19 protein-coding genes and 1 pseudogene are annotated in these 24,011 nt (G+C 43.5%); 11 read left to right on the forward strand and 9 right to left on the reverse strand.

From position 1 onward, the window contains the following. Positions 1-116 precede the first annotated feature (116 nt). Entirely contained in the window at positions 117-731 is a 615-nt protein-coding gene (locus I2E70_RS07895; RefSeq protein WP_195424343.1) for an alpha/beta fold hydrolase, read from the reverse strand. After that, the gene (gene pabB / locus I2E70_RS07900) at positions 731-2,458 is read right to left on the reverse strand and encodes an aminodeoxychorismate synthase component I (protein WP_195424346.1); all 1,728 of its coding nucleotides are present in this window, start codon (positions 2,456-2,458) and stop codon (positions 731-733) included. The genes I2E70_RS07895 and pabB overlap by 1 nt, the downstream gene beginning before the upstream one ends. A gap of 118 nt (positions 2,459-2,576) precedes the next feature. Between pabB and I2E70_RS07905 the strand changes: the two genes are divergently transcribed. The 6 genes from I2E70_RS07905 (at position 2,577) to I2E70_RS07930 (ending at position 12,932) form a co-directional block, all read left to right on the forward strand. Next, positions 2,577-3,632: an acyltransferase family protein gene (locus I2E70_RS07905; protein ID WP_195424349.1), complete on the forward strand. Its 1,056-nt coding sequence runs from the start codon at positions 2,577-2,579 to the stop codon at positions 3,630-3,632. A gap of 304 nt (positions 3,633-3,936) precedes the next feature. After that, positions 3,937-9,336 (forward strand): Cna B-type domain-containing protein, encoded by a 5,400-nt coding sequence (locus tag I2E70_RS07910; RefSeq protein WP_195424352.1) that lies wholly within the window; start codon positions 3,937-3,939, stop codon positions 9,334-9,336. 603 nt (positions 9,337-9,939) lie between these two features. Further along, complete coding sequence (locus I2E70_RS07915; protein ID WP_021153833.1) at positions 9,940-10,542, forward strand: hypothetical protein; 603 nt, start codon at positions 9,940-9,942, stop codon at positions 10,540-10,542. Further along, the gene (locus I2E70_RS07920) at positions 10,542-11,333 is read left to right on the forward strand and encodes an energy-coupling factor transporter transmembrane component T (RefSeq protein ID WP_171963570.1); all 792 of its coding nucleotides are present in this window, start codon (positions 10,542-10,544) and stop codon (positions 11,331-11,333) included. Before I2E70_RS07915 ends, I2E70_RS07920 begins: the two co-directional genes overlap by 1 nt. Next, positions 11,309-12,145: an ABC transporter ATP-binding protein gene (locus tag I2E70_RS07925; protein WP_070595476.1), complete on the forward strand. Its 837-nt coding sequence runs from the start codon at positions 11,309-11,311 to the stop codon at positions 12,143-12,145. Before I2E70_RS07920 ends, I2E70_RS07925 begins: the two co-directional genes overlap by 25 nt. Beyond that, positions 12,132-12,932, forward strand: coding sequence for an energy-coupling factor ABC transporter ATP-binding protein (locus tag I2E70_RS07930; RefSeq protein WP_024054603.1), 801 nt, complete (start codon positions 12,132-12,134; stop codon positions 12,930-12,932). The genes I2E70_RS07925 and I2E70_RS07930 overlap by 14 nt, the downstream gene beginning before the upstream one ends. An 81-nt stretch (positions 12,933-13,013) precedes the next feature. Here I2E70_RS07930 and I2E70_RS10655 read toward each other — a convergent pair whose 3' ends face one another. Beyond that, positions 13,014-13,142, reverse strand: a complete 129-nt coding sequence (locus I2E70_RS10655; protein ID WP_267472621.1) for a hypothetical protein — start codon at positions 13,140-13,142, stop codon at positions 13,014-13,016. Then, on the reverse strand, positions 13,139-13,318 hold the full coding sequence (locus I2E70_RS07935; RefSeq protein ID WP_186821447.1) for a hypothetical protein: 180 nt from the start codon (positions 13,316-13,318) through the stop codon (positions 13,139-13,141). Before I2E70_RS07935 ends, I2E70_RS10655 begins: the two co-directional genes overlap by 4 nt. 214 nt (positions 13,319-13,532) lie before the next feature. On the opposite strand from I2E70_RS07935, the gene I2E70_RS07940 reads away from it, so the two are divergent. Beyond that, a complete protein-coding gene (locus I2E70_RS07940; RefSeq protein ID WP_195424355.1) occupies positions 13,533-14,471 on the forward strand; it encodes an AEC family transporter in 939 nt (312 codons plus the stop codon). Between the two features lie 46 nt (positions 14,472-14,517). On the opposite strand, the gene I2E70_RS07945 is transcribed toward I2E70_RS07940, so the two are convergent. The 3 genes from I2E70_RS07945 to I2E70_RS07955 are packed head-to-tail and all read right to left on the reverse strand — an operon-like array spanning position 14,518 to position 15,910. After that, positions 14,518-14,850, reverse strand: a complete 333-nt coding sequence (locus I2E70_RS07945) for a glucuronide permease (RefSeq protein WP_070466539.1) — start codon at positions 14,848-14,850, stop codon at positions 14,518-14,520. A gap of 34 nt (positions 14,851-14,884) precedes the next feature. Further along, complete coding sequence (locus I2E70_RS07950; RefSeq protein ID WP_024054601.1) at positions 14,885-15,355, reverse strand: HXXEE domain-containing protein; 471 nt, start codon at positions 15,353-15,355, stop codon at positions 14,885-14,887. Between the two features lie 15 nt (positions 15,356-15,370). Then, complete coding sequence (locus I2E70_RS07955) at positions 15,371-15,910, reverse strand: TetR/AcrR family transcriptional regulator (RefSeq protein WP_070466537.1); 540 nt, start codon at positions 15,908-15,910, stop codon at positions 15,371-15,373. 132 nt (positions 15,911-16,042) lie between these two features. Between I2E70_RS07955 and I2E70_RS07960 the strand changes: the two genes are divergently transcribed. From I2E70_RS07960 to I2E70_RS07975, 4 genes and pseudogenes are all read left to right on the forward strand, one after another. Then, positions 16,043-16,942, forward strand: a complete 900-nt coding sequence (locus tag I2E70_RS07960; protein ID WP_070466535.1) for a cation diffusion facilitator family transporter — start codon at positions 16,043-16,045, stop codon at positions 16,940-16,942. Between the two features lie 96 nt (positions 16,943-17,038). After that, positions 17,039-17,377, forward strand: a pseudogene (locus I2E70_RS07965) (ATP-binding cassette domain-containing protein); the annotation flags it as partial. A 78-nt stretch (positions 17,378-17,455) separates the two neighbouring features. Then, on the forward strand, positions 17,456-18,259 hold the full coding sequence (locus tag I2E70_RS07970; RefSeq protein WP_070466531.1) for a hypothetical protein: 804 nt from the start codon (positions 17,456-17,458) through the stop codon (positions 18,257-18,259). 105 nt (positions 18,260-18,364) lie between these two features. Then, a complete protein-coding gene (locus I2E70_RS07975) occupies positions 18,365-19,402 on the forward strand; it encodes a zinc-binding dehydrogenase (protein ID WP_070466529.1) in 1,038 nt (345 codons plus the stop codon). A gap of 55 nt (positions 19,403-19,457) precedes the next feature. Here I2E70_RS07975 and I2E70_RS07980 read toward each other — a convergent pair whose 3' ends face one another. Further along, entirely contained in the window at positions 19,458-22,172 is a 2,715-nt protein-coding gene (locus tag I2E70_RS07980) for a DEAD/DEAH box helicase family protein (RefSeq protein ID WP_195424359.1), read from the reverse strand. A gap of 155 nt (positions 22,173-22,327) precedes the next feature. After that, complete coding sequence (locus I2E70_RS07985; RefSeq protein WP_229060289.1) at positions 22,328-23,752, reverse strand: vWA domain-containing protein; 1,425 nt, start codon at positions 23,750-23,752, stop codon at positions 22,328-22,330. Between the last annotated feature and the right edge of the window lie 259 nt (positions 23,753-24,011).

A 24,011-nucleotide genomic window follows, 5' to 3' on the forward strand; every position in this document is an offset into this window, starting at 1 on the left:
AGTAGGGCTGTAAAAGCTGATGAAATCAGCGTAGTAGAGCCCACTCAACCACTGCGTCTTGCTCGACAATCCAAAAATAATTGAGAGGCTAGGACTTTTGTCCCAGCCTCTTCATTTTAAAACCCAGCGACAAACTCCTTGATGGCTTGCGCGAGTTCATAGGGTTTCTCGGTATTGAGTAGATGGCCTCCGTCTGCGATTTCTTGATAGCGGCCTTTGGGCAGGAGCTTGGCCAATTTTTTAGAAGAAGATTGATTGGCCCAATCTTTGCTACCACAAATCACCAAGCTAGGAAGAGGGCAAACTTTAACGGTATCGGTTAAATTGAGCCCTTTTAATTCCGTCAAGATTTGAAGCATCTGTTGTTTATTGGCATCTTGTTTTTCAAAGACATGCTTGGGAAGCAGACGAAAGAAAAGGATCTGGAGCCGATAGAGGGGATTGGTGTTGAGTTTGTATTGAGTTCCCGCAAGGACCAAGCCCTTGAGTTGCGGGAAGTCTTGTCTGGAGAGATCCAGAGCGAGCACGCCACCTAGTGAGAGTCCTACCAGAATAAAGGGTTCGCTTTCTTGCTGGAGGCGCTCCATCAACCTTTCTTTGACTTCCTGATAGCTTTCTTTTGGATGGGAGAAAATATCAAAAGTTTTGGAGTGCAAGGGTGAAAGTGCAAATTGGACTCCTTGCCAAGAGAGGACATCTTGTCCTAGTCCATGTAAAAAAATTAGTTTCATCAGGAATCCTTTCTTGGAAAATCGAGTTCGTAGAGACCACGAAGAGCATTGCAGGCATAAATACGATCAGCGTCTGTTAAATCGTTCAGAGTTAAGAGTTTTTCTTCAACTTGCTGGGTCTCAAGAAGATGGCGCCGATAAATGCCATCGAGTAAGGGGAGGTGAGCTGGTGGGGTATAGAGTTGTCCCTCTATCTCCAGCACCAGATTGCCAATCGTCGTCTCTAGTAAGGTTCCATCTGGCAGATGGAAAATTTGCTCGTTATTTGACTGGCTGAGATGGTCTCTCTGACTCGTTTTGAAATAAGTAAATGGCGTCGCTAAATCAAGCTTCTGCTCGGTCAGTTGGGCCTGTAGATAGCTAGCTGGCAAGTCTGTCAGCTCCGTGATTACTAGGTGAAAGGTCCCGTTTTTGTGCAAGGCGATCCGACAACGATAGTCAAGGTTTGACTCCAAACGAGCAAGCTCTTCTTGAAGTTCTTTCAGAAGTTTGGGTTCATCATAAGGATAGGCAAAGTAGCGACTAGCCTCTCTCAAACGGGTTAGGTGTTGCTCCAGGAAGGTCAGCTCTCCTTTGTGGATGCGGCCAGTCGTCAAAAGCTCAAAGCGAGGCTCTTGACGGTAGAGAACCGCCGATTTTTGCTTGGTTTCCTGGTATTCACTTTCCCATTGACTGTCCCAAGTGATGCCTCCTCCCACACCATAGATGGCTTGATTACCTTGCATTTGAAGGGTCCGGATGGCTACATTAAAAATCCGTTTCCCTTTTGGAAGAAGGATGCCGATCGTTCCACAGTAGACACCTCGAGGAGCCTTCTCTGTCTTGTGGATGATTTCCATAGTGGAGATCTTCGGTGCTCCTGTAATCGAGCCACAAGGAAAGAGAGCTCGGAAGGTTTGGACCAGGTCGACTTCGGGACGTAAGCGGCTTTCAATGGTCGAGGTCATCTGCCAAACGGTGGAGTATTGCTCGACTTGGCAAAGACGGGTTACCTGCTCACTTCCAATCTCCGAAATCCGGTTCATGTCATTGCGGAGGAGGTCGACGATCATCATGTTTTCTGCTCGATTTTTCGGATCAGCTTTTAGCCAAGCAGACTCTTGAAGATCCTCTTGGTTTGTGAGACCACGACGCGTCGTTCCCTTCATAGGGCGCGTGGTCAGTAGCCGGTCGTCTTGCTCAAAAAAGAGCTCAGGGCTGATGGAGAGGATGGAGACATCATCGTGCTGGATGAAGGCATTGTAATGGGCTTTCTGCTCTACCACCAAGCGATTGTAGATAGCCAAAGGATCTGCTTTTAGCTCTTGAGAAAGCTGGACGGTGTAGTTGACCTGGTAGGTATCACCCTGGCGGATATGGTGATGAATCGTCTTGATGGCTTCTTGATAAACAGGCGCCTCTACCTCTTCCTTCCAATTGGCTGGAAGATCCACAGCTTCATAGTCCTCTGGAAAAGGAAGGGTTTCGACCTCCTCGTGGATCGTAAAATAGAGGAGATACTCTCCCATAAGAGGTGCAGGATGGACAGCAAACTTCTTCTCAAAAGCAGGAGCAGCCTCATAGCTGACATAGCCAACCGCATAAAAGCCTTGCTCCTGGTATGCTTCGACTTCTCTAAGAAGAGCCTCTACCTGGTCGAGGTTTCTAGTTTTTAATTCCTTTATGGGCTTGGTGAAAAGGTGTCGCAATCCAAGCTCTTTAAAATCAATAATGGTTTGTTTATGCATGCTTTGAGTATATCAAAAATAGAGGAAAAAAGGTAGATAAGGATGTAAGATTCCTTGCTTGGCCTTCCCTTTCATGCTAAAATAACCATAGAAACTGCTTTGGGCAAGGAGTAGGACTATGCAAAAGAATCCCCTCTATAACACCTCTAGTATCAGCTTTTTTCAATACCTCTTTGCGATTGCAGTGATTTTGGTGCATAGTGGTCGCTTGACCTCTTATGAGCCACTGCATTTTGGTCTCAAGAGTATGCTTGGCCGGCTAGCAGTGCCATTTTTTATCGTCTGTGCCAGCTTTTTCCTCAAGCAATCACTAGGGAATTCTAAGAAAATGAAGACCTATCTGGCCAAAATCGTAAAAACCTATTTGTTTTGGAGTTTTGTTTACCTTCCTTATGCCTGGCTCTTTTTCTCTAGTCTCCATCTTCCTATCTATCTTTTTCCAGCAGGTGTTCTCATTGCACTGATCTATCTGGGGATGTGCTACCAACTCTGGTATATCCCAGCCTTTTTGCTGGGTTTGTTTTTGGTCAATCAATTGGTCAAACACCTAGGTATGGTTTGGACGGGGGTGATCACCTTTCTTCTTTACTGCTGGGGCTTGATCGAGACCTATTCGGCTTATCTGGATACCACAAGTCTTCTCAAGGGTTACCAGCTCTACAGCAACCTATTTTTTACAGCGCGAAATGGTCTCTTTTACAGGCCCATTTTTATTTATATGGGTTATTATCTGTATGACCATTTTCATGCACAAACTTTTAGAATTCACCGTTGGCAAAAGCTAGCTCTTGCCTTTGGATTGCTCTGTCTAGAAGGGATCATTATTTTTCAACACCAAGGAATTGATAAGAACTTTTTCTTTCTTCTTCCCTTTGTGACCGTTTATTTGGTCAATGCCTGCCTGCGATCGTCCTTTTTGAAAAGCTATGATTTACAGTATTTAAAGCAAATGAGTATAGCTCTTTACTTTTCGCATCCGATCTTTATCGAGTGGGCTCGCTATGGCTTTAGTAGCCTCCCTCTTTCTTATCCAGACAGGGGCAAGCTGATTTTTGTGACCGCCTTGTTTGGCAGCCACCTCTTTGGACTAGCCATGCTGTGGGTACGAGAGAGAAGGGAAAAACAAAAGATTCCTTCAAATGGTGAAGAGTTAGATAAACTAACCAACCAATAGTAGGGTGTACAAAACTCAAGCAGATGTGTTTGAGTTTTTTTGTAATAAGAAAATCAAGGAGAGATAAGAATTGGTAGGTCTATTCCCTCGTTTATAGATGTTTTATTTTCTTGCTCTTGGATAAAAGAAAGGGGAAATCATTACCAGATAGTGACTTATAATATAGACATTATTGTAAAATGTGTCTATATAAAATAAATATTACAACTTTATTTTATAAAGAAGAGAATTTAGTAATTCTATATGATAAAATAGGAGTGAAAGCCTATTCGTCTAGGCTGACAATAAATAAAGGAGACACAAAATGAAGAAGATGAGTTCATTATGGAAAATCTTCCTTAAAAAAGGATTTGCCATTTTAACGATTCTCATGATGCTAGGTCAAATTGGGCAAGGAGCTATGACAGCTTTTGCTAATGAGCTAGCGGTCGGAGATAATGGGGCTCTGGATGTCACTCTCTTATATGGGGATAAGCAAGACCATCCAGACGGAATGTCCTATTATACAGGTGACACCATGTCTGGTTACATCCAGATTACCCCTAAGAATTTGACAACGGATATTAATGAGGTAACGGTTACCTTGAATGTCCCTGGGAAGTACCTACGAGAAGTTAGTATTCCTGACTTCAATAGTGCTTCAGAGCATGATAAACCAACGGTTACAAAAGTTGGAGATGATTATCAAGTCACACTTCACTTTAACAATTACCAAAAGTCAGAGGTCCTAACTCTGCCATTTATTGGAAAATTTAAAGTTGGTTATGCACCGACAAATTATTCATTGGATATTACGGGGACCCTGAACATCAATGGGCAAGAAACAAAGCTCAATGATATCATTTGGAAACCGAAATACAACGACTATCGCTTCACCAAGTACATCAACCAAAACTTGAACGAAGCCATGTCTAAGGACTATGCGGAAGCAATGCCAGGTATTGTCAAAGGTGCGGATGGTAAGAACTATATTGAAACACCAACTTCTGTCCCATTTGCCTTCCAATTGGACGGAATGCGTGGTCAATACGGTGGTCAATACCGTCAGTTAGAATCAGCAACGATCACTGATAAGTTACCAACCTATACAGATAAGAGTGGGAAGACTCGCACAGCTGTTCTTGATACAACCAAGTCTGAAGGCTGGGTAGACAATGGAGATGGTACAGTTACGAAGACTTTCAAGGCGGATGCAAACGACAATCCAGCAGCTTATCACCAAGAATTTATGACCAAAATCAAGGATACAAGTTACCTCTACTTGAAATTCCCTGATTTGGTCTTAGAAAAAGACCAAACCCTTAAGGACGTTCTTAGTAAGGATTTGACCAATACTGGTAGCATCGTAGGAATTCCTGCCAACCGTGGAGAGGGAGAACCAGATATTACTGCGGAAGATTCTCTTATTTTCCGTTTGACTTCACGTGACCTGGAAGGGGCTGGAAGCTTTGCTAAACAGGCGGATGGGGATGTTTATGACTCAACAGAATACAAGGCTGCTAATTATAAATGGCTCTTAAAATTTGCCAACAATACCCCTTCACCGCAGAAGAATTTCGTCTTTTATGATGAGACTGTGGACCCTCGCTTGAAGTTTACCAAGATCGGTTATAGTCGCCTGATGGAAGGAAACTATGGGATTGGGAAGCAAATCCATACCATTGTCAAACGAATTATCTTGACCATGGAAGATGGTAGCACCAAAGAAATCCAGTCAGAAGCAGATAAAGATGGAAACGGTCTAATTGATTTGACCAAGTATGGAACCGTTGTGGGCTGGCGGATGGAAATGAAGGATGATTTTGTCCTTCAATCTGGTCAGGGAATTTACCTCAATAGCTATACAAGCTTCAAGGATCCTGAAAAGACGCGTTACGATGAAAATGATGCGACCAAAAATGTCTACAAGAATACAGGCCGTGTGACTTATAAAACACAGTCAAACGTTGCCAAAGATCAGTCAGCAGATTGGAGCTTTAAGCTGATTCCTATGAAGGAAAGCTTTGAAATTGCAAAAACGACTGATTACAATGATGTTCGCTATACTGATGGACAAAATATTCGTTTTGGTTTGATGGCAACCAAAGTAGTTTTAGATCCTGATAAGGATTATGGAGACCTGCGAATCATTGATCTTTATGATCCAAATACCCTTAAAGTCGACTATAAAGATTTTGAGAGAAACCTTGCCTCTAATGAAAAAGGTATGAAATTCTTAAAGAGCTACGATGTCATTGAAAACTACCACAATTCTGGACGGACAGCTCTCATCATGCATTTGGATCAAAAAGAGTTTATTAAAGCTTCTCTTCAAGATCTTAATCGCGTGCGTCTACCATTTATCGTGGCCGATCTGAAAGGGAAAGACGATGGTGGGACCTTCACCAATAAAGTTTATGTCGCTGGAAATGGGATCCACGATCTTGAAAATGCCAACCCTGATCGGGTCACGGAAGATGTGTATGATCTGAACGGAAATGGTTCAACAACGGATAAAATTCCATATGCTCAATCAAACTATACGATTGTTGCTGCTGAAGGAATCTATGCACGCAAATATATCGCTAAAAATGATGACCTGTCAGACGCTTCGATTGTGACACGTACCTTCAAACCAGGTGAAACCTTTAACTACAAACTCACCATTAAAAATAATACGGATAAGGCAGTAGAAGACGGAGTCGTCTATGATGTCCTACCAAAAGTAAAAGACGTTAACACACTAGACGGATCTGGTCGGATGACAGAATACACGGTCAGCCTTCGTGGACCAGTGACAGCTCCAGAAGGATGGACGGTCTACTATACAACTGATACAGGCGTTACGACAGATACCATGGCGCAAGCTGCTGACAAGGATATCTGGACGACAGCTGTGACTGATTACAGTCAAGTAACAGGAATCAAGTTAGTTGCAAATGCTGGTACTACGATTCCTGCGCGTGGAGAAGCAAGCTTTGGTGTCCCAGTCGTAAATCCAAGTGAATTAACCGATGAAGTCAAGGCTTTGATGCAAAAACGTACCAAAGACAACGAAGACAACGGCGGTCGTTCTGGTCTTGTTCAAGCTCATAACCAGTTTGGTTACAAGGCGAAAGGTCACGAAGGAAATCGTGAGTCTAATACCGTAACTGCACAAATCTTCTCGGCTGCTTTCCACGTCAAGAAGGTGGACAAGGATGATCCTAAGAAAGTCCTTGAAGGTGCTGAATTTACCTTAACTGATGCAAATGGCGCGGTTGTTGCGACGGCCACTTCTGATAAAAAAGGGGAACTTGCCTTTAACACCTTAACAGAAGGAACCTATACGCTAAAAGAAACCAAAGCACCTGCAAACTACAAGTTGGATGAAACAGAACATGCCGTGGTTGTCACCTATGATGCGGACAAACAAATCTACCACGTCACGGTGGATGGAAAAGCGGTTGGATCAAAAGCAGTCCCAGTTGAGATCGCTAATGAAGCAGATATCAAGTATATCGATCTTGAAGCTTCAAAAGTTTGGGATGACCAAGACAACCAAGAAGGGCTTCGCCCAGAAAGTGTGGAATTCCAACTCTATAAGAATGGCAAAGCTCAAGGAAAACCAGTCACGGTTTCAGCCGCAACAGACTGGAAAGCTCACTTTACGAATCTTCCAGATAAAGACAGTGACGGCAAGCTCAATACCTACACTGTTAAAGAAGTGAAAGTTCCGACTCATTATACGGTCGATACAGAAGAAGCCAGCTTCACAGATGGAAAAGCCACCATCACTAACAAGCGCACTCCTGAGACCACGACGGTTACAGTCAAGAAAGTCTGGGATGATGCACAAAACCAAGATGGTCTTCGCCCATCTACCATCAAAGTTCACCTCTTGGCAAATGGAACAGAGGTTCAAGCTCTTGATCTGACTGGTGAAGGAGATGAATGGACTCATACCTTCTCAGATCTACCAGTCTATAAAGATGGACAAAAGGTTGTCTACACAGTGACAGAAGACAAAGTGGACAATTACACCACTAAGATTGATGGCACTACAATTACCAATACTTACAAACCAGGTAAGACAAGCCTGACTGTTACGAAAAACTGGAAGGATGCCAATAACCAAGATGGCCTTCGTCCAAAAACAATCAAGGTTCAATTGTATGCTGGTGATCAAAAGGTTGGTAAGGCTGTTGAATTGTCAGCAGATAATAAATGGACCCATACCTTCTCAAATCTAGACGAGAAGAAAGCTGGCCAAGTTATCAACTATACAGTCAAAGAAATCGATGTTCCAGAAGGCTACACACAAGCCGTCGAAGCAAGCAATCCAGGTCAAGTAGTCGTGACCAACACGCACGAACCAGAAAAGACCAAAGTAGAAGTGAGCAAGAAGTGGGAAGATGGAGACAACCAAGACGGCCTTCGTCCAGCCAGCATTCAAGTTCAATTGTACAAAGATGGTCTTGCGACCGATCAAGTATTAGAACTTTCAGCTGCGAATGACTGGAAAGGTGCATTTGAAAACCTTGATGCCAAGGCAGCTGGAAAAGCCATTACTTATACAGTTAAAGAAGTAACTGTCCCAGATGGTTACAAAGTAACGGTAAATGATAAGGACAAGGCCAATGTTGTCTTGACCAATACGCATGAACCAGCTTTGACAGAGATGAAAGTCACGAAGAAATGGGAAGATGCCAACAACCAAGATGGTCTTCGTCCAAAATCCATTAAGGTTCAACTCTATGCTGGGGATGAAAAAGTAGGAGACCCAGTTGAATTGTCAGCGGACAATCAATGGACTCATACCTTTAGCAAATTAGCTGAAAAGAAAGCTGGTCAAGCGATCAGCTACCGTGTGGAAGAAGTCTCTGTTCCTGAAGGCTACCAAGTCACTGCCGATACCTCTGACGCTGCTCATACGATCTTGACCAATACGCATACGCCAGCGGTGATCGATATTCCAGTGACCAAGATTTGGAATGACCAAGACAATCAAGATGGTCTTCGTCCAGCAAGTATCGTTGTGAATCTTCTTGCCAATGGTGAAAAAGTTGCTCAAAAAGAACTCACGAATGCGACAGATTGGAAAGAAAGTTTCACAGGTCTACCAAAATTCAAGGATGGAAAAGAAATCGTCTATACTCTTCAAGAAGAGAAGGTAGCTGAATATACGACTACAATTGATCAGGCTGCTTATACCATTACCAATACCCATGCACCTGGTAAGACAAGCGTCACGGTCACTAAGAAGTGGGATGATGAGAATGACAAGGATGGAATTCGTCCGAAGAGTATTCGCGTTCAACTCTATGCCAATGATCAAAAAGTCGGTCAAGAAGTAGAATTGTCAGCTGAAAACAAGTGGACCCATACCTTTGCAGATTTAGATGAAAAAGCAAATGGAAACACCATCACTTATACAGTGAGAGAAGTCAGTGTTCCAAAGGGCTATGAAGCTCGTAACGACGAGGATGGTAAAGGAAATGTTGTGATTACTAACAAGCATGTTCCAAAAGAAACTCCAAAACAACCAACTCCTCCAAGTTCTTCTGAACCGAAAAAGCCGGGTCAACCTGAGCCTAAAAAACCAAGCCAACCTGAGCCAAAAAAACCAGGCAAAATCTTAGGATTCTTACCAAATACGGGTACGACGATCTCCATTATTAGCCTTGTTTTAGCCTTTGTCTTGGCAAGCATTGCAGCTTATATTTTGAAGAAAAAGAAAAAATAAGCTAGTGCTTCCGTTATAAAATGAAACAAACACCAGAGATGGTGTTTGTTCATATTAAAGACAAAGTCATCTTAGAAACTTTCCATAGGTGAGTGCGGACGTCAGCGAACTTCGAAGAAGTTCCATGACTAATTATTGAGCCTAAGGTCTCAATAATTCCGAGTGCTAGAAACATTATTGTTTCTAGCACTTTTCTCACAGAGGAAAGTTTCAGAAGATGGTCGAATAACACTAATAAATAAAACTTTAAAGAAGTTATTAGATTTATATAAAAGAACAATTTTTCTCTGTTCACAACAAACACCAGAAATGGTGTTTGTTTTTTTATAGTAGCCTCTTTTAATCGTCTAGCGATCATTCTCATGGGCGCTTGCTCTATTTTTCAATTCCCGAACGTTTCCAAAAAAATTTCAGGAAATTCTTGACTTCTATGAAAATCGGAGTATGATTAGTTGTGAACTGTTGAACAATCATTTTCAAGAAAATCCCTGATGTCGACTAAGGGATCTGTGAAAGGAGAAGCGGTTCAAATCGAAAATCTATAGAGCGTTGCGTCCGAAAGTCTAAACAGACACGGCTCTTTAAAAACAAAAGGAGAAGATTATGAAAACAGAACCGATTCATCGTACCAGTATGTGGAAATTTAAGTTAAGTGCTGCCACCATGACTTTGATTCCCGCTGCCGTGGGGATTAACTATGTTGCCAAAGCCTTGGCGGAGGGGTTAAAGTTGCCCGTTTGGCTGGGGTCTTTGGGAACCTTTCTTGCCAGCATGTTGGCTGGGCCGGTTGCCGGTGCCATCAGTGGTTTCATCAACAACGTGATCTATGGGCTGACCTTATCGCCAATTTCAACCGTGTATGCGATTACCAGCATCGGAATTGGGATTGCTGTCGGAGTTTTGCACGCCAATGGGTGGTTCTCGTCAGCGCGACGAGTATTTGTTTCTGCTATTATTATTGCCATCGTTTCAGCTGTCATTTCAACGCCACTCAACGTCATCTTTTGGGGTGGTCAGACCGGTATCGCTTGGGGTGACTCATTGTTTGCGGTAATGGTCGCCAATCATGCACCAGTGTGGCTGGCCTCATTTACCGATGAGTTTGTCTTGGATATTTTGGATAAAGTCTGCGTGGCCTACCTGGCATTCTTCATCTATCGTCAGCTACCGAAGCGGATGGTGCACTTCTTTAGCGGTGATAAATGATGACTGATCAAACATTGATTTCTGGAGCGCCACGGGTCAAGCTCAAGTGGTACCAGGTGATCGATCCGATTACTAAGCTCTTGTTCATCTTGGACATGACGTTGTTGAGCTTTGCCAGTATGAATTTATTGCTTCAGGCCGGATTAATTCTTGTCGCAACACTGCTATTGTTATTTTCCAAATTGAGTTCTACCATCTTTAAGGCGCTGGGATTCAGCCTGTTTCTGATTTGCACCATGCTGATCATCCAAGGATTATTTTACAGTCGGAATCAAACTGTGCTGTTTTCTGTGCTTGGGGTGTCGTTCTACAAAGAAGGCCTGATTTACGCCACCACTCTGGGTTGTCGAGTATTGGTGATTATTTTGACCAGTGGCTTTTTTATGGTGACCACGAGTATTTCAGAAAACGCGGCCTATTTGGAACTGTCCGGATTGTCTTATAAAACCGTCTACGTTCTGATGTCGGTGTGTTATATTTTGCCGGAAATGATGCGCAATATGCGGAAAATCCAGCAGGCACAAAAAGTTCGCGGAACCAATCCGCAAAAAACGTTGATTCAGAAATTAAAGTCAGTCCTGCCGGTTCTAATTCCATTGGTGATTAAGACCTTGGATCAATCGATGGCGCGGTCGATTTCTCTCCAACTGAGAGGTTTTGATAATCCCAACCGGACTGTCAGAACCTCCCAGCGCGTGTATCGCCTGTCGCGGACGCTGCACATTGGTCTGACTGGATTGGCAATTTTATTGATTGGGTGGAAGATATGGACGAAGATAAACGGATTGTAATTGAAAATTTGACCACCCGTTATCCGGGTACTGAGCAACCACAACTGCGTCAGATTAACGCGGAGGTTCATACCGGCCAGGTGGTTGGGATTATCGGGAATAGCCACTCCGGCAAATCGACTTTGTGCCGTGTGCTGGCAGGGGTCATTCCCAAAATGGTGTCTGCTGAGATTGAGGGCGACTGGCACATGTTTGGCCAGCGAGTGTCCGACAATTGGCCCGTTTATAATGCCATGAATGGAGTTGTACTGCAAAATCCAGCTGGCCAACTAAGCGGGTTGGCAGACACGGTTGCCGATGAAATTGCCTTTGACTTGATTAATCAGGGAATGGCTGAAGGACTGATTCAAAAACGGGTTGAAGAAGTTGCGACGCAAATGGGGCTGATTGAACAGCTGAATTTGCGTCCCGAGAGCCTTTCCGGTGGTCAGAGCCAGCGGTTGGCAATTGCCACGGCGATTGCGGCTAACCCGGCTGTTTTGATTATGGATGATCCGACCAGTCAGATGGATCCCCTTGGTCGCCGACAATTTTTCCAATGGCTGGCCCAAGTCAAAGAGACGACTGTCTTCATTGTCACCAGTGAAATTGACGATTTGTGCGAAGTCGCCGACGTTGTGTGGGTGCTGCACGAGGGTCAAATGGTAGCCCAGGGCAGGCCGGGTGAGGTGTTTAATCATTTGGAAGCTGACTGGCAGATTCCAGCCCCGACAATCCAGCAACTTGCTCAAAAAATGGATTGGCGCTTGGCTGATGGCCGGTATCCGGTGAATGACGCTGAACTGAAGGAGGTTTGTTATGTCCACAATTGAACTGAACCACCTGACGTTCACTTATCCGGAACGGTCCTTTAGCTTGGATGTTGAAGACAAACTCTTCGCCGATCCGATGGTGGCGATTGTCGGCCAAAATGGTGCCGGCAAATCAACGCTCTTCAAATTGTTGACGGGCTTGCTGACACCACAAACCGGTGTGATTAAGATCGATGGAGAAAATTTTAATGATCTTAAACCAGTCGAAAAGTTACTGAAGGTTGGGATTACTTTTCAGAATCCTGACGATCAGCTTTTCAACCCGACCGTTCAACGAGAGGTGGAGTGGAGTGTCGCGCAGGTCATGGATGACCACGACACGATTACGAGGCGGGCTTTAGCGGCTCTAAAAAGAGTTGGCTTGGATGATAAAACAGCTGAAAGTCCATATGACCTGTCATTGTCGGAACGCAAGCTGTTGAGCGTTGCCACAGTTTTGGCAGTGGATCCGGCGATTTATTTATTTGATGAGCCGATGATGTCGCTTGATTGGGAAAGCCGGCGCAAGTTGACCGCAATTTTCCATCAGTTGGCTGATTCGGGCCACCAAGTTGTGACCATCACCCATGACATGGATTGGGTCGCCGCCGAGTTTGAGTCGGTGTATGTTATGGAACACGGGAAGTTTGGCTTCGCCGGCAGTCCACGGGAATTGTTCAGCGATCACGAACTTGTCCAGCGAGTGGGATTACTACCACCGCGGATTATGGACATAGCGGAGTCGCTGGGTGATTCACAGACATATTTATCGGTTAATGATTATTACCAGAAAAATCGAGATGTATAGAAAAAGTCACCTCTGCGGGTTTTCCAGGTTGAAGGATTAACTTCAGCTTCTGGCAAGAACTCACATGGGTGACTTTTGTGTTTAATAACGTTTCATGATCATCGGGTGCTTCCTCAGATCACTCGGTTTGATGTTACTTTGTTTCATGGTCATAATCATATACCATTTCTTTTGGATCTTTTGTTTGACTAATACAAAATAGGTCTTCATAGGTCTTCGCATTTTTTGCGCCCATTAGGATCATCAGTATAATTTTCTGAATTAGGAGACTGTCCCGTCACTATTCGAATTTCGTCTCCCAACTTACGCTGTTCCCATTCATCCGCGAATCCTTTAAATCGCAATTCTGGAACTTTCTTTTTAACTGAATCATCTATTTTCGACATAGTCCCCACCATTTTATTGGTTTTTCTTGATTTACCTTATCAACAGTCTGGTTGGTTGGTACCAATGGAGTAAGGCAGCTAAGAAAGGCTACTAGTAACAATCAATAAAATACAAGAGGTGGGCATGTTGCCCCACCTCTTTTTGTGATATACTAGAGTAGTTTTTGAGACCTTGTGGAAAAACTCTCATTTCAAAGAAGTAAAAGGAGAAAACATGGAGATCTTTTTGAGGAGCATATCGGGGATTCTCGTCATCCTGGGCATGATTTTAGTGGGCTTCGTCATAGGTGAGAAAGGCTGGTTTGATGACAAGTCACGTGGCCTACTTGCTAAATTGGTCACTCAAGTTGCTCTTCCCTGCTATATGCTCTACACCATCACGCAGCGCTTCACAGCAGCAGATCTGCTTAAAATGTTGCCAGCCTTGCGGTTTCCTGCCTTGTCTATGGTTATTTTGCTTGGCATCGCGACAGCAGTAGCCAAGATCTTTGCAGTAAGACAGGACCGTCGTGGCCTCTTTATTTCCATGTTTTTTAATTCCAATACGATTTTCGTAGGGCTTCCCATCAACCAGGCCCTCTTTGGGGATGCCAGCATTCCCTATGTTTTGATCTATTACATGTGTAATACGACCTTTTTCTGGACTTTGGGAACTTATCTCATCCAGCGGGATGGTGAGGGAGAAGCGCAGTTTGATCTCAAAACCAGTCTGAAAAAAGTCTTTTCTCCGCCCCTCATGGGCTTTCTCTTAGGTCTAGTCATGGTGATGCTACAGATCAAGTTGCCAGCTTTTCTAGCCAGTGATTTGCAGTATCTGGGCAATTTAACGACCCCCTTATCCATGATATTCATCGGTTTGTCAGTGTCTCATGTAGGCGTGAAGCAGTTGGTTCTGGGAAAAGATCAGCTATTGATTCTACTAGGTCGCTTCCTGGTTGCCCCTCTCTTGATGGCCTCCATCGTCTACTGGGTGCCTCTTCCAAGCTTGATGAAGCAAGTCTTTATCATCCAGTCCGCCATGCCTGTGATGACCAATGCGCCAGTTGTTGCCAGACTTTACGGAGCTGATAGTGATTATGCAGCGGTCATGGTGACAGAGACGACCCTTGCAACCATGGTGGTGATCCCTATTCTCATGCTGTTGATGGCTTAATAAATAAAAAGAGCTCAAGTTTTCATTGAAAAAACCTGAGCTTTTCTTATATGAGAGATAATAAAATTGTAATCACCAGAGCGATGCCTGTTCGAATCAGGTGGTGGGCTGGATGGAAGTTTCCTTTGTGTTTCCCATTCCAATAGGCTCCGTAGCAAATCAAACCACAGCCGATCAACCAAAGGACTAGAGAGACAATCGGTAAAAAGAAGTAGAGGGTGAGAGATAAGGTCGCAAGACTACTTCCGATGAGGAGAAATGTATTTCCTAGAGTGTGATTTCCTTTTTTAACTTCAGAAAGAGAAGCCAATAAGTGAAGAAGAACAAAAGCAAGGGCAAAGATGGCTGTCAAAAAGCCGAGAAGAATGGAGAAGAACATAGGGTTTCCTTTCTAAGATATGATTGCCTGAGTGCTATTTTTTATGACTGATTTTATGAAGAATCATAAATGATACTACAAGATTTAAAATAATAACCAATAAGGTAAAAAGAGAGTAACCATAAAGTTTAATTGGAAATTCATTTTTGAGATTGCAAAGAGCAAACAAACTCGTTAAAATGCCCGTCAACAATCCAGGCACATATTTTCGTATAACGATTGTTTGAATCAGATGTCCGAATACATGGTAGATATAAGCGATTATGATGCTTGCGTAAATGCTATAGTTATTAAACTGGTAACTAAGATATAGCGACGTCATTAGGATCAGAAATTGTTCCAAGACAATAAAGTTGAAAGCAAAAGGAGTGTAATAAGTTAGGATTCGATTGTTTGGATACTGGATTGATATTTTTTTGACAAAGGATGGCATCCAAACGATTTCTTCGAGTTCGTGAAGCATGAAGAGTGATGGAAATAGAAAGTAAAATTGCACGCTGGTCATTGAAAATACTCCCTTCTAGTTCGAGCCCACTTTTAGAATCTCCAAATAAAACTGAACGGCTTCTTGTTCTGTGTAAGATTTGCCTTTTTTCAACCACCAGCTGAGGGTTTCGATGAAATGGCTGACGACCAGGTGTTTGAGATAGGAGTGGGGAATGTTAGGGTACGATTGGATGAGTTCGTCGGCTACCATTGGGTAGACATCGTGTTCTAGTTCTTTTCGCAGTTGCCGGATGAAATAATCGTTTTTAGAGAGCAAGAGACTGGTCACATGATCTTGATTTTTCTTGAAATGCTGAAAGATATGAGCTAGATAGTCTTGTGGTGAGAGGTGTTCAGCACGCTCAAAGAGATGGTGAAAGAGCTTTTGACAGAGTTCATCTAGCAATAATTCCTTACTCTCGTAATGGCTGTAAAAGGTCGAGCGCCCCACATCAGCAAGGTCTATGATTTCTTGAACCGTGATGGCCTCGTAGTCTTTTTGGTTGAGTAAGTGTAAGAAAGCTTGATAGATAGCTTTTCGAGTTTTGGTGATGCGACGATCCTGTGCAGTCATATGGACACTTTGAACAAACTGTTCAGTAACGTACACCCTAAACAGTTTGCCCCTATCCTTTCTGTTGTGGTTGTTAGATAATGATAATGAACATGATGTTCATGAATCTATTATATCAGAGGATTTAGAATTATGAAGACAAAACATGCGGTCTGGATCGCTTTTTTCTTGAATTTGAGTTATGCCATTGTTGAGTTTATTGCAGGAGGGATTTTTGGATCCAGCGCTGTCCTTGCGGATTCGGTCCATGACTTGGGGGATGCGATCGCTATTGGGATCTCCGCCTTTTTGGAGAGCATTTCTAACCGTGAAGAAGACAGCCACTATACCTTGGGCTACAAGCGCTTTAGCCTTTTAGGGGCCATGGTAACGGCAGTGATTCTCATGACAGGGTCCGTTCTGGTTATTTTAGAAAATATAACGAAAATATTTCACCCACAACCTGTCAACGATGAGGGCATTCTCTGGCTTGGAATCATAGCCGTCAGCATCAATGTGCTAGCGAGTCTCGTCATTCGCAAGGGGCAAACCAAGAACGAATCCATTCTCAGCCTGCATTTTCTGGAAGATACTCTGGGCTGGGTGGCTGTCATCCTAATGGCCATTGTCCTCCGATTTACCGACTGGTATATTCTGGATCCGCTCTTATCTCTTGCCATTTCCATCTTTATTCTGTCAAAAGCCATTCCACGTTTTTGGAGCACGCTCAAGATTTTCTTGGATGCCGTGCCAGAAGGAGTAGATATCCAGCAAGTCAAGAGTGATTTGGAGCGGTTGGACCATGTCGCTAGTATCAATCAGCTCAATCTTTGGACCATGGATGGTTTGGAAAAAAACGCCATTGTCCATGTTTGTCTGGAGCATGTCAAGCATATGGAGGTCTGTAAAGAGTCTATCCGCACCTTGCTCAAAGAGAGTGGATTTCAAAATGTTACCATCGAAGTGGATGAAGACTTGGCGACCCACCGCGCCCACAAGCGAAATATCGAAGAGCTGGAAGCCAGTCAAAGTCATGGGCATGATCATTCATAAGAAGTTGATTATCCATTTATTGAATTGTAAATTTAACATATTTACTCCAGTATGAAATTATGATAGACTACTTATAACACTGAAAGGATAGAACCCGTGTTACAGCTACAACATATTTCAAAAGTTTATCATACAGCTAGTCAAGAGTTTCACGCGCTCAAAGACATCTCGATTCGCTTCCGTGAAAATGAGTTTGTCTCCATTCTCGGACAATCGGGTTCTGGGAAAACCACCCTATTAAATATCATCGGTGGACTCGACCAATACACATCGGGTGATTTACTCATCCAAGGAAAATCAACAAAGCAATTTAAAGACCGCGATTGGGATAGCTACAGAAACCACACGATTGGTTTCGTCTTCCAGTCCGATAATCTCATCGGCCATCAAACGGCACTCTCAAACGTCGAGATTGCGATGACGCTCTCTGGTGTTTTTGTTTGGAGAAAGCAAGCAGATTTTGGCTGTGTGTAGTATAATAATGTATGAGAGTTTGAACGTTGGAGGAAGAAAATGAAGACATGGATGAAACTAGCGCTGATGTCACTGGTTTCCGTTGCGCTTGTAGCTTGCGGTGGCGGTGGTTTGCAAAAAATCTCACTGCCAGAAGCGTTGCAAACGACGGATACAGTATGGATGGATGTGCATCACGGAGAGAGTGTAGTGCTGGATCAATATAACACGGTGACGGCGGTCTATCATTTTGATGGAAAAGGGAATGTGCTTGCCTATACAGGATTGGATTTGAACCTCGGGGATTTAGGAGGAAAGAATGAAAAACAAATTTTAGAACTAGCCCAAAAACAGTTTGAACGCAATTTCTATCGCCAAAAACAACAACTCAGAGAAAAGTTGGAAGTTCAAATAAAGTCATTGAAAAAGGAAAACATCAAGCTATGGCTGAGTGCAAAGGCTTCTTCGGAAACAGACAAGAAATTTGAACAATTAGATAAACAAATCAAAGACGTGCAAGAAAAATTCAATGCAGTGGATGCAGCAGAATATGAGTCTCCAAAGGCGATGCCAGTTAGTTACTCTTTTGGTACTTACGACGAAGACGAGTATAGAAAAGACAAAACGCAGCTGGTTGTAACGTTTTCGGTGCAACAGCTTGCTAAAGAGTCTATGGATTTTCAAACCGTGACTGTTCAAAAAATCTTGAGAGAAGGGTTCTTTGATTCAAACGCAAGTGAGGTTAAAGGTTCTTACTATGTAGGCCTCACAGAAGCAGGACTAGAAGGTGATGAGCCTGGAGATTACCATGACTTTATGATGCTAGTGAAAAAAGGACATAAAGGAATTGAATTGAAACAATAATATTTAAAAGTCAAAGAAGTAGCGAAAGCTGCTTCTTTCTGTGTTGAAAAGCAAAAAATATAGTTTTTTGATATAATAAATGTAATAAAAATCCGAGGTGATTATATGAAATCAGCGATTTATACGGAAGCGGGAACCATTGGGTTAACAACAATGGACCGTCCAAAGATTATGGATGCTAAAGATGTCATTCTCCGCATCGTTCGTACCTGTGTCTGTGGATCCGATCTATGGAGCTACCGCAATCCTGATATTGAAGCAGGTCATCAAAATAGTGGTCACGAAGCTATTGGTATCGTCGAAGAAATCGGAGAAGCCATTACAACGGTTAAACCAGGAGACTTTGTTATCGCGCCTTTCACCCATGGTTGTGGGGAGTGTGATGCCTGTCGTGCTGGTTATGATGGGACTTGTGACCGCCATATCGGCACCAACTGGTCTGACGGGGTGCAAGCAGAGTACATCCGTTTCCACTTTGCCAATTGGGCCCTTGTCAAAATTCCAGGGCAACCATCTGATTATACAGAAGCCATGCTCAAATCCTTCTTGACGCTGGCTGATGTCATGCCGACGGGCTATCATGCAGCGCGTGTAGCTAATGTGCAAAAAGGTGACAAGGTTGTCGTTATTGGTGACGGTGCTGTTGGCCAATGTGCTGTCATTGCAGCTAAGATGCGTGGTGCATCGCAAATCGTCCTTATGAGTCGCCACCAAGACCGTCAACAAATGGCCTTGGAGTCAGGTGCGACAGCTGTTGTGGCTGAGCGTGGTGAAGAAGGGATTGCCAAGGTCCGTGAAATCCTTGGAGGCGGAGCAGATGCAGCTCTCGAATGTGTCGGTACAGAAGCAGCTGTTGAGCAAGCTCTCGGAGTCCTCCATAATGGAGGACGCATGGGATTTGTGGGCGTTCCTCATTACAATAACCGTGCCCTTGGTTCGACCTTTGCTCAAAATATCTCAGTGGCAGGTGGAGCAGCCTCAGTTACTACTTATGACAAACAAGTTTTGTTAAAAGCGGTCCTTGATGGTGATATCAATCCGGGTCGTGTCTTTACCTCAAGCTATAAACTGGAAGATATCGACCAAGCTTATAAGGACATGGATGAACGTAAGACTATTAAGGCTATGATTGTACTTGACTAACAAAAAAATTCTAGTAGAGGCTGTCTACTAGAATTTTTTGTAGTGAAATAAAATCTTATTTCAAATTCGACATCACTTGTTTCTTGGTGAAGGTGCGCTCTTGTTTATTAGCTAAGGCCTTAATGCGCGCATCAAGGAGAATAGCGCGACCTTCGGCACTTCGGGTATAGACGAGGTCATACTTACCCAGGCTCTTTCGGATTTGCGCCACAAAGGCTTGGGCATCTTCTTTTCGTTTGTCAAAGAGGCTTGGTACAGCGAAATATTCTGTCTGATCAGATACCTTTTCTTGTGCTTTTAGGATGTAACGTTGATTTTCAATGGGTGCAAAAAATTCGATCATGGTTTGCGAGAAGAGTTCTTTCTCTCGCATGGTTCCGCCCTTCATATAGATCAGCGTGTTGATGGCATCCTTCCTATCTCTGACCACTTGGATACGGGTCTCTTGGGTTTGAATCTGTCCAGAAGCTAATAAGGCTTGACGGACAGCTTCTCCAAATACTTCCATGCGTTTATAAGGACTCTTATAGAGGTAGTAACGGAGCCAAGCAAGGAGTGCGAGAACAGCTAAGACGAATAGAAGAATAAGAGAAGCTGTATTCCATCCACCTCTATGTGAATAGTAAATCAGGTTGGCGAAAGAATCGGTCAAAGTAGCGGCCGTCAGCCAACGAGCTAGTTTTCTAGCATCAAAAAATAGGGCCAGGGGCAGGAAGTGTTTATCCACTTGGACCTCGTTTGCAATCTCCATATTCTCCAGAATCGGAAGAGCTTTTTGCCACCCATCCCTGAGTTCTTGACGATGAGTGGAGCGCTCTAAGGTCTCTTCGTTGAGTTTCTGCAACTGTTTCTTGGTATAGCGGATATTGTCAAAGGCCAGACGCTCGATACCGGATTCGATAAAGGGTTCCTTGTAGTGGAGGCCTAAAAATTGCTTCATCCGTCTTTCTAAGAGCTCCAGATCAGGACTATATTCTTTCAGCTGATCAGTGATGGCTTCGATCTCTTCCTTTTCAAGATCGGACTTTTCATACCATTTCTTTAGGGAAAGGTTGATAGAAACCAAGTGCCAGATGTTACTGGTTTTGTCTGGATCTTCAGGCCACACTCGGATGGCACGACCACGCATTTGGTTGCTGAGCATAAAACTGCCAACAAAGCTCGCTAGGATCAGGGAATTGACACAAGGAGCATCCCAGCCTTCTCCCAGAAGAGACTTGGTTCCAATCACGACTTGGATGAGTCCCTCTTGAAAGAGCTGGGTCACGGCTGTCACCAAATCATGTTGAGAACCAATCAAGCGAACCTTGAGAAAGTCATCAGAAGATAATTGGCCGACATTTTGGTAAGTCAGTCGATCCGCTCCTAGAAGCTCTTCTATTCTTGACTTAGCAACTGTTGGGATGATGACGATACTACCTGTTAAGACAGCGATGGCAGGAGGAGTTGTTAGCTCTATGCTTTCCCTGCGAATGGATTCGAAATAAGAGAGCACTCCCAACTGAGTGAATTGGGCATCCTTATCCCCAAGATGAACTTCAAACTCTTGGCGAATATAGTCTGTTAAAACCAGTTGGCGCAGTTGGCTTCCAAGAGCCTGGTATTCCGCCTTGAAAATTTCTCGAACTGCATTGAGTTTTCCAAGGGATTGATTGAGCAGGAGGTCTTGTTTTTTGTTGCGGACCAGTTTGACTTGTTTTCGATCGATTAAGCTGGCTGCTTTTAGTTCATGGAGGACTTGTTTCTCATATTCCTCTGGTAGATTGTACCAATGAGGTACCTGAAAGAGCAGGCCTTGCAATAGAATTTCAAGCCAGTCCATGGTGAAGGCAGGTAGTTTTTTAGCTCCTAAAAGGTCCTGGAAACGTTTGGGAAAGTCAATTCCCTTGCTTCGAAGAAAGATCAGGGTAGCAGAGAGATACTTGGGCTCATTGAGCAATTCATCATCGCTGATCTGACCCGATAAGGCCTGGCAGGTTTGGAGGTGTTGGCAAAAGAGAGGATCGGAAGTCAGTTGTTGCAAGAGAGCATTCTTTTGTTGGCTAAAAGCATCCAACTGCTCTTGCTCTTCCTTGGTTGGAAAGGCGAAGTAAACATAGTCTTGGTGGGGACAAAGGGTGTCTTCCTTGACCAATTCGGGAACCGTAATTTCCTCATCGATCTCACCACACATGCGGATATAGCGATCCCAAAGGGCAGGATCCCCTTCATAGGGAGGGGTGGCGGTGAGGGAGATCATCTTTAAGTCAGGGAAGGCTTGACGAAAAGCTTCCAAACTCTTCCACCATTCATTGCGCAAGTGGTGACACTCATCCAAACAAAGGGTTCCGAGTGAGATGGCTTTGAAAGTAGTAAAGATATCAAAGCCTTTGAAATCAAATGTTTCAATCTCTGCCTGGTCATCGGTATCCTCAGCTTGTGATTGACCGACGACTTGGTTCATGGCGCTGTGTAGAGCCTGATAGGTAGCCACTGTAATCAGCTTAGGATGTTTGAGGTCCTGAGAAATCAGTTGCTCCGCTTGGCTTTCATCACTCAAGAATGCCTGGATAATCCGGTCGACCCATTGTTGACGAATGGTGACCGTTGGAGCCAAGATCAGGGTTGGCTGGCCGAAGCGTCTGATAAATTCGATTCCCAGGGTTGTTTTTCCAGAGCCAGGAGCTGCTACCAAATGCAGGTGGCCATCCGCCATAAAAGCGTCACTCTTATCGAGAACGCGTTTTTGATAGTGTCTCCATTGGCCTGTAAAGGCTAGTTCTTGTAACATTGGTTTCCTCCCTTGTACTGTCCCCATTATATCATAGCGGAGGACAAGAATCCTTGGTTGAAGTTGAAGATTTTAACATTCCTGATGAAAATGGCAAACAGGAATCATTCGTACAGAGCTAAAAAGGCCTAATCAGATGATTAGGCTTTTTCATGTTAGTCTTTCTTTGTTTTACGAGAGAGGCCGAAGGCAGCACTCATGCTAAGAAGACCAAGGCCAAGAGTTGTCAAAGCAGTTGAGGTCTTGCTTCCTGTATTTGGAAGACTTGCTTCTTTTTGAGGAAGAGCTGCAGGTGCGATATAGACTGCTGTTTTGGCAGGCTCGTTTTTAGCAGGTGTGAATACGGTCGGTTTCGCAGGGGTTACAACAGCTGGTTTTTGAGGAGTAGGAGTCGGTGTTGCAGGCGTTTGGATGCTAGGAGTTTGTGGTTTTGCTTTCGCCACACGGTGGGTCTTTGAAATCAACTCATACTTGTCTGTTTGGACTTTGAAGATACGACCTTTTTGGACGGTTTCAACGACTTTATTGGCAAATTGAACGTTCAACAAGTCAGCAAAGTTTTTGTTAATATTTAGGTAAAGACCATTTGTTCCATTGACCAATGGATCAAAGTCTGTTTTAATAGATTTATATGTTTTACCAACTACGGTCAAAGAGATACCTGCATCTTGAAGGGCCTTCAGAGTCGCTTCTTTCGTTGGTGTATCTTTTGTAAGATCAATGTCCTCGTCTGTAATCAAGAAAGCAAAGCGATGGTTGTTTGCCCCAGTCCCCCAGTTGTAGTCCGCTGAAGTAGCGATGTGGTGCAATGGAACAGTAGCATTTTCATCAGCACCAAAAGTTTTGATGGTTTTCAGAGCAGAAATGAAACTTTCTGGATCTGTTGTGAATTTTGATCCATTAAAATCATGGTATTTTGTACGGTCTGATCGTTCATATTCAACCAATCCTAAACGGGCTTGAATATTTTTAGCAGAAAGATTGCGAACGAAGGTCTCAACATTTTTCATCGTATTATTAATATGGTCGTCCATTGAGAACGATTTATCAATGACAAAGACGATGTCTGATGTTCCTTGGACTTCTTTTTTATTGATGACATCTGCTTCTTTTGTCACTTCGACTACAGTTGTTTTATTAACTGTTTCAGTTGTTGTCTCAGTGTAGTCCGCTGTTTCCTTGGTTGATGTAGCTGTCTTAGTAGATGAGACCGGTTTTGAAGTGCCAACAGGTGTGTTTGGATCTGCTAAGCTAGTCGTTTTGATGGTTGCTGTTGAAGTAGTGGTGGTGTCTGCACCGTCTGTTTTAGCAGATGGGCCAGTTTTTTTGACGTCCACAGCGATGATATCCCCAGTTTTTGCTTTATCAGCAGGAACAACTGGTGTATTGGCTTTGGCGTTGATTTCTTCTGTTGCAGCCGTGATAGGTGATTTTGCGGCTGTAGTAGCTGCAGGAGCAGCTTGGGTTGTGCTAGGTGCAACGTCATCAGCTGAAGCAATAGTCGTTCCTGTGAAGACAGTTCCTAAAACAACGGATGCTAAAGTTAAAGTTTGTTTACGTGAAATAGTATATTTTTTCAAAATACGTCCCCTTTTTAATAAACTTTTTTCTATCATACAGGTTTTTGAAAAACTTGTCAACGGTATAATAATCAAGGGTTTACGAGCTTTTTATATCTCTAGTTATTAATAAAAATCCGAATAAGAAAAATATACACAAAATAATTTAATTATACAAAATATGCGAAAGAAAATAGGATTCCCACAAATTTCCAGGAATCCTTATTTTATCGGCATTTCTACTATATTTTTTAGTCGTAAAAAATACTAGCTAGTCACT

The sequence above is a fragment of the Streptococcus parasanguinis genome, from assembly GCF_015556095.1.
GTDB classification, from domain to species: Bacteria; Bacillota; Bacilli; order Lactobacillales; family Streptococcaceae; genus Streptococcus; species Streptococcus parasanguinis_Q.

Bases quoted from the DNA above. Each gene is read 5' to 3' on its own strand.
- I2E70_RS07970 (WP_070466531.1), top strand. From the start codon at position 17,456: ATGAAGACATGGATGAAACTAGCGCTGATGTCACTGGTTTCCGTTGCG.
- I2E70_RS07920 (WP_171963570.1), top strand. From the start codon at position 10,542: ATGACTGATCAAACATTGATTTCTGGAGCGCCACGGGTCAAGCTCAAG.
- I2E70_RS07945 (WP_070466539.1), bottom strand. From the start codon at position 14,850: ATGTTCTTCTCCATTCTTCTCGGCTTTTTGACAGCCATCTTTGCCCTT.
- I2E70_RS07930 (WP_024054603.1), top strand. From the start codon at position 12,132: ATGTCCACAATTGAACTGAACCACCTGACGTTCACTTATCCGGAACGG.
- I2E70_RS07910 (WP_195424352.1), top strand. From the start codon at position 3,937: ATGAAGAAGATGAGTTCATTATGGAAAATCTTCCTTAAAAAAGGATTT.
- I2E70_RS07955 (WP_070466537.1), bottom strand. From the start codon at position 15,910: ATGACTGCACAGGATCGTCGCATCACCAAAACTCGAAAAGCTATCTAT.
- I2E70_RS07940 (WP_195424355.1), top strand. From the start codon at position 13,533: ATGGAGATCTTTTTGAGGAGCATATCGGGGATTCTCGTCATCCTGGGC.
- I2E70_RS07905 (WP_195424349.1), top strand. From the start codon at position 2,577: ATGCAAAAGAATCCCCTCTATAACACCTCTAGTATCAGCTTTTTTCAA.
- pabB (WP_195424346.1), bottom strand. From the start codon at position 2,458: ATGCATAAACAAACCATTATTGATTTTAAAGAGCTTGGATTGCGACAC.
- I2E70_RS07925 (WP_070595476.1), top strand. From the start codon at position 11,309: ATGGACGAAGATAAACGGATTGTAATTGAAAATTTGACCACCCGTTAT.
- I2E70_RS07915 (WP_021153833.1), top strand. From the start codon at position 9,940: ATGAAAACAGAACCGATTCATCGTACCAGTATGTGGAAATTTAAGTTA.
- I2E70_RS10655 (WP_267472621.1), bottom strand. From the start codon at position 13,142: ATGAAGACCTATTTTGTATTAGTCAAACAAAAGATCCAAAAGAAATGG.
- I2E70_RS07980 (WP_195424359.1), bottom strand. From the start codon at position 22,172: ATGTTACAAGAACTAGCCTTTACAGGCCAATGGAGACACTATCAAAAA.
- I2E70_RS07950 (WP_024054601.1), bottom strand. From the start codon at position 15,355: ATGACCAGCGTGCAATTTTACTTTCTATTTCCATCACTCTTCATGCTT.
- I2E70_RS07935 (WP_186821447.1), bottom strand. From the start codon at position 13,318: ATGTCGAAAATAGATGATTCAGTTAAAAAGAAAGTTCCAGAATTGCGA.
- I2E70_RS07975 (WP_070466529.1), top strand. From the start codon at position 18,365: ATGAAATCAGCGATTTATACGGAAGCGGGAACCATTGGGTTAACAACA.
- I2E70_RS07895 (WP_195424343.1), bottom strand. From the start codon at position 731: ATGAAACTAATTTTTTTACATGGACTAGGACAAGATGTCCTCTCTTGG.
- I2E70_RS07960 (WP_070466535.1), top strand. From the start codon at position 16,043: ATGAAGACAAAACATGCGGTCTGGATCGCTTTTTTCTTGAATTTGAGT.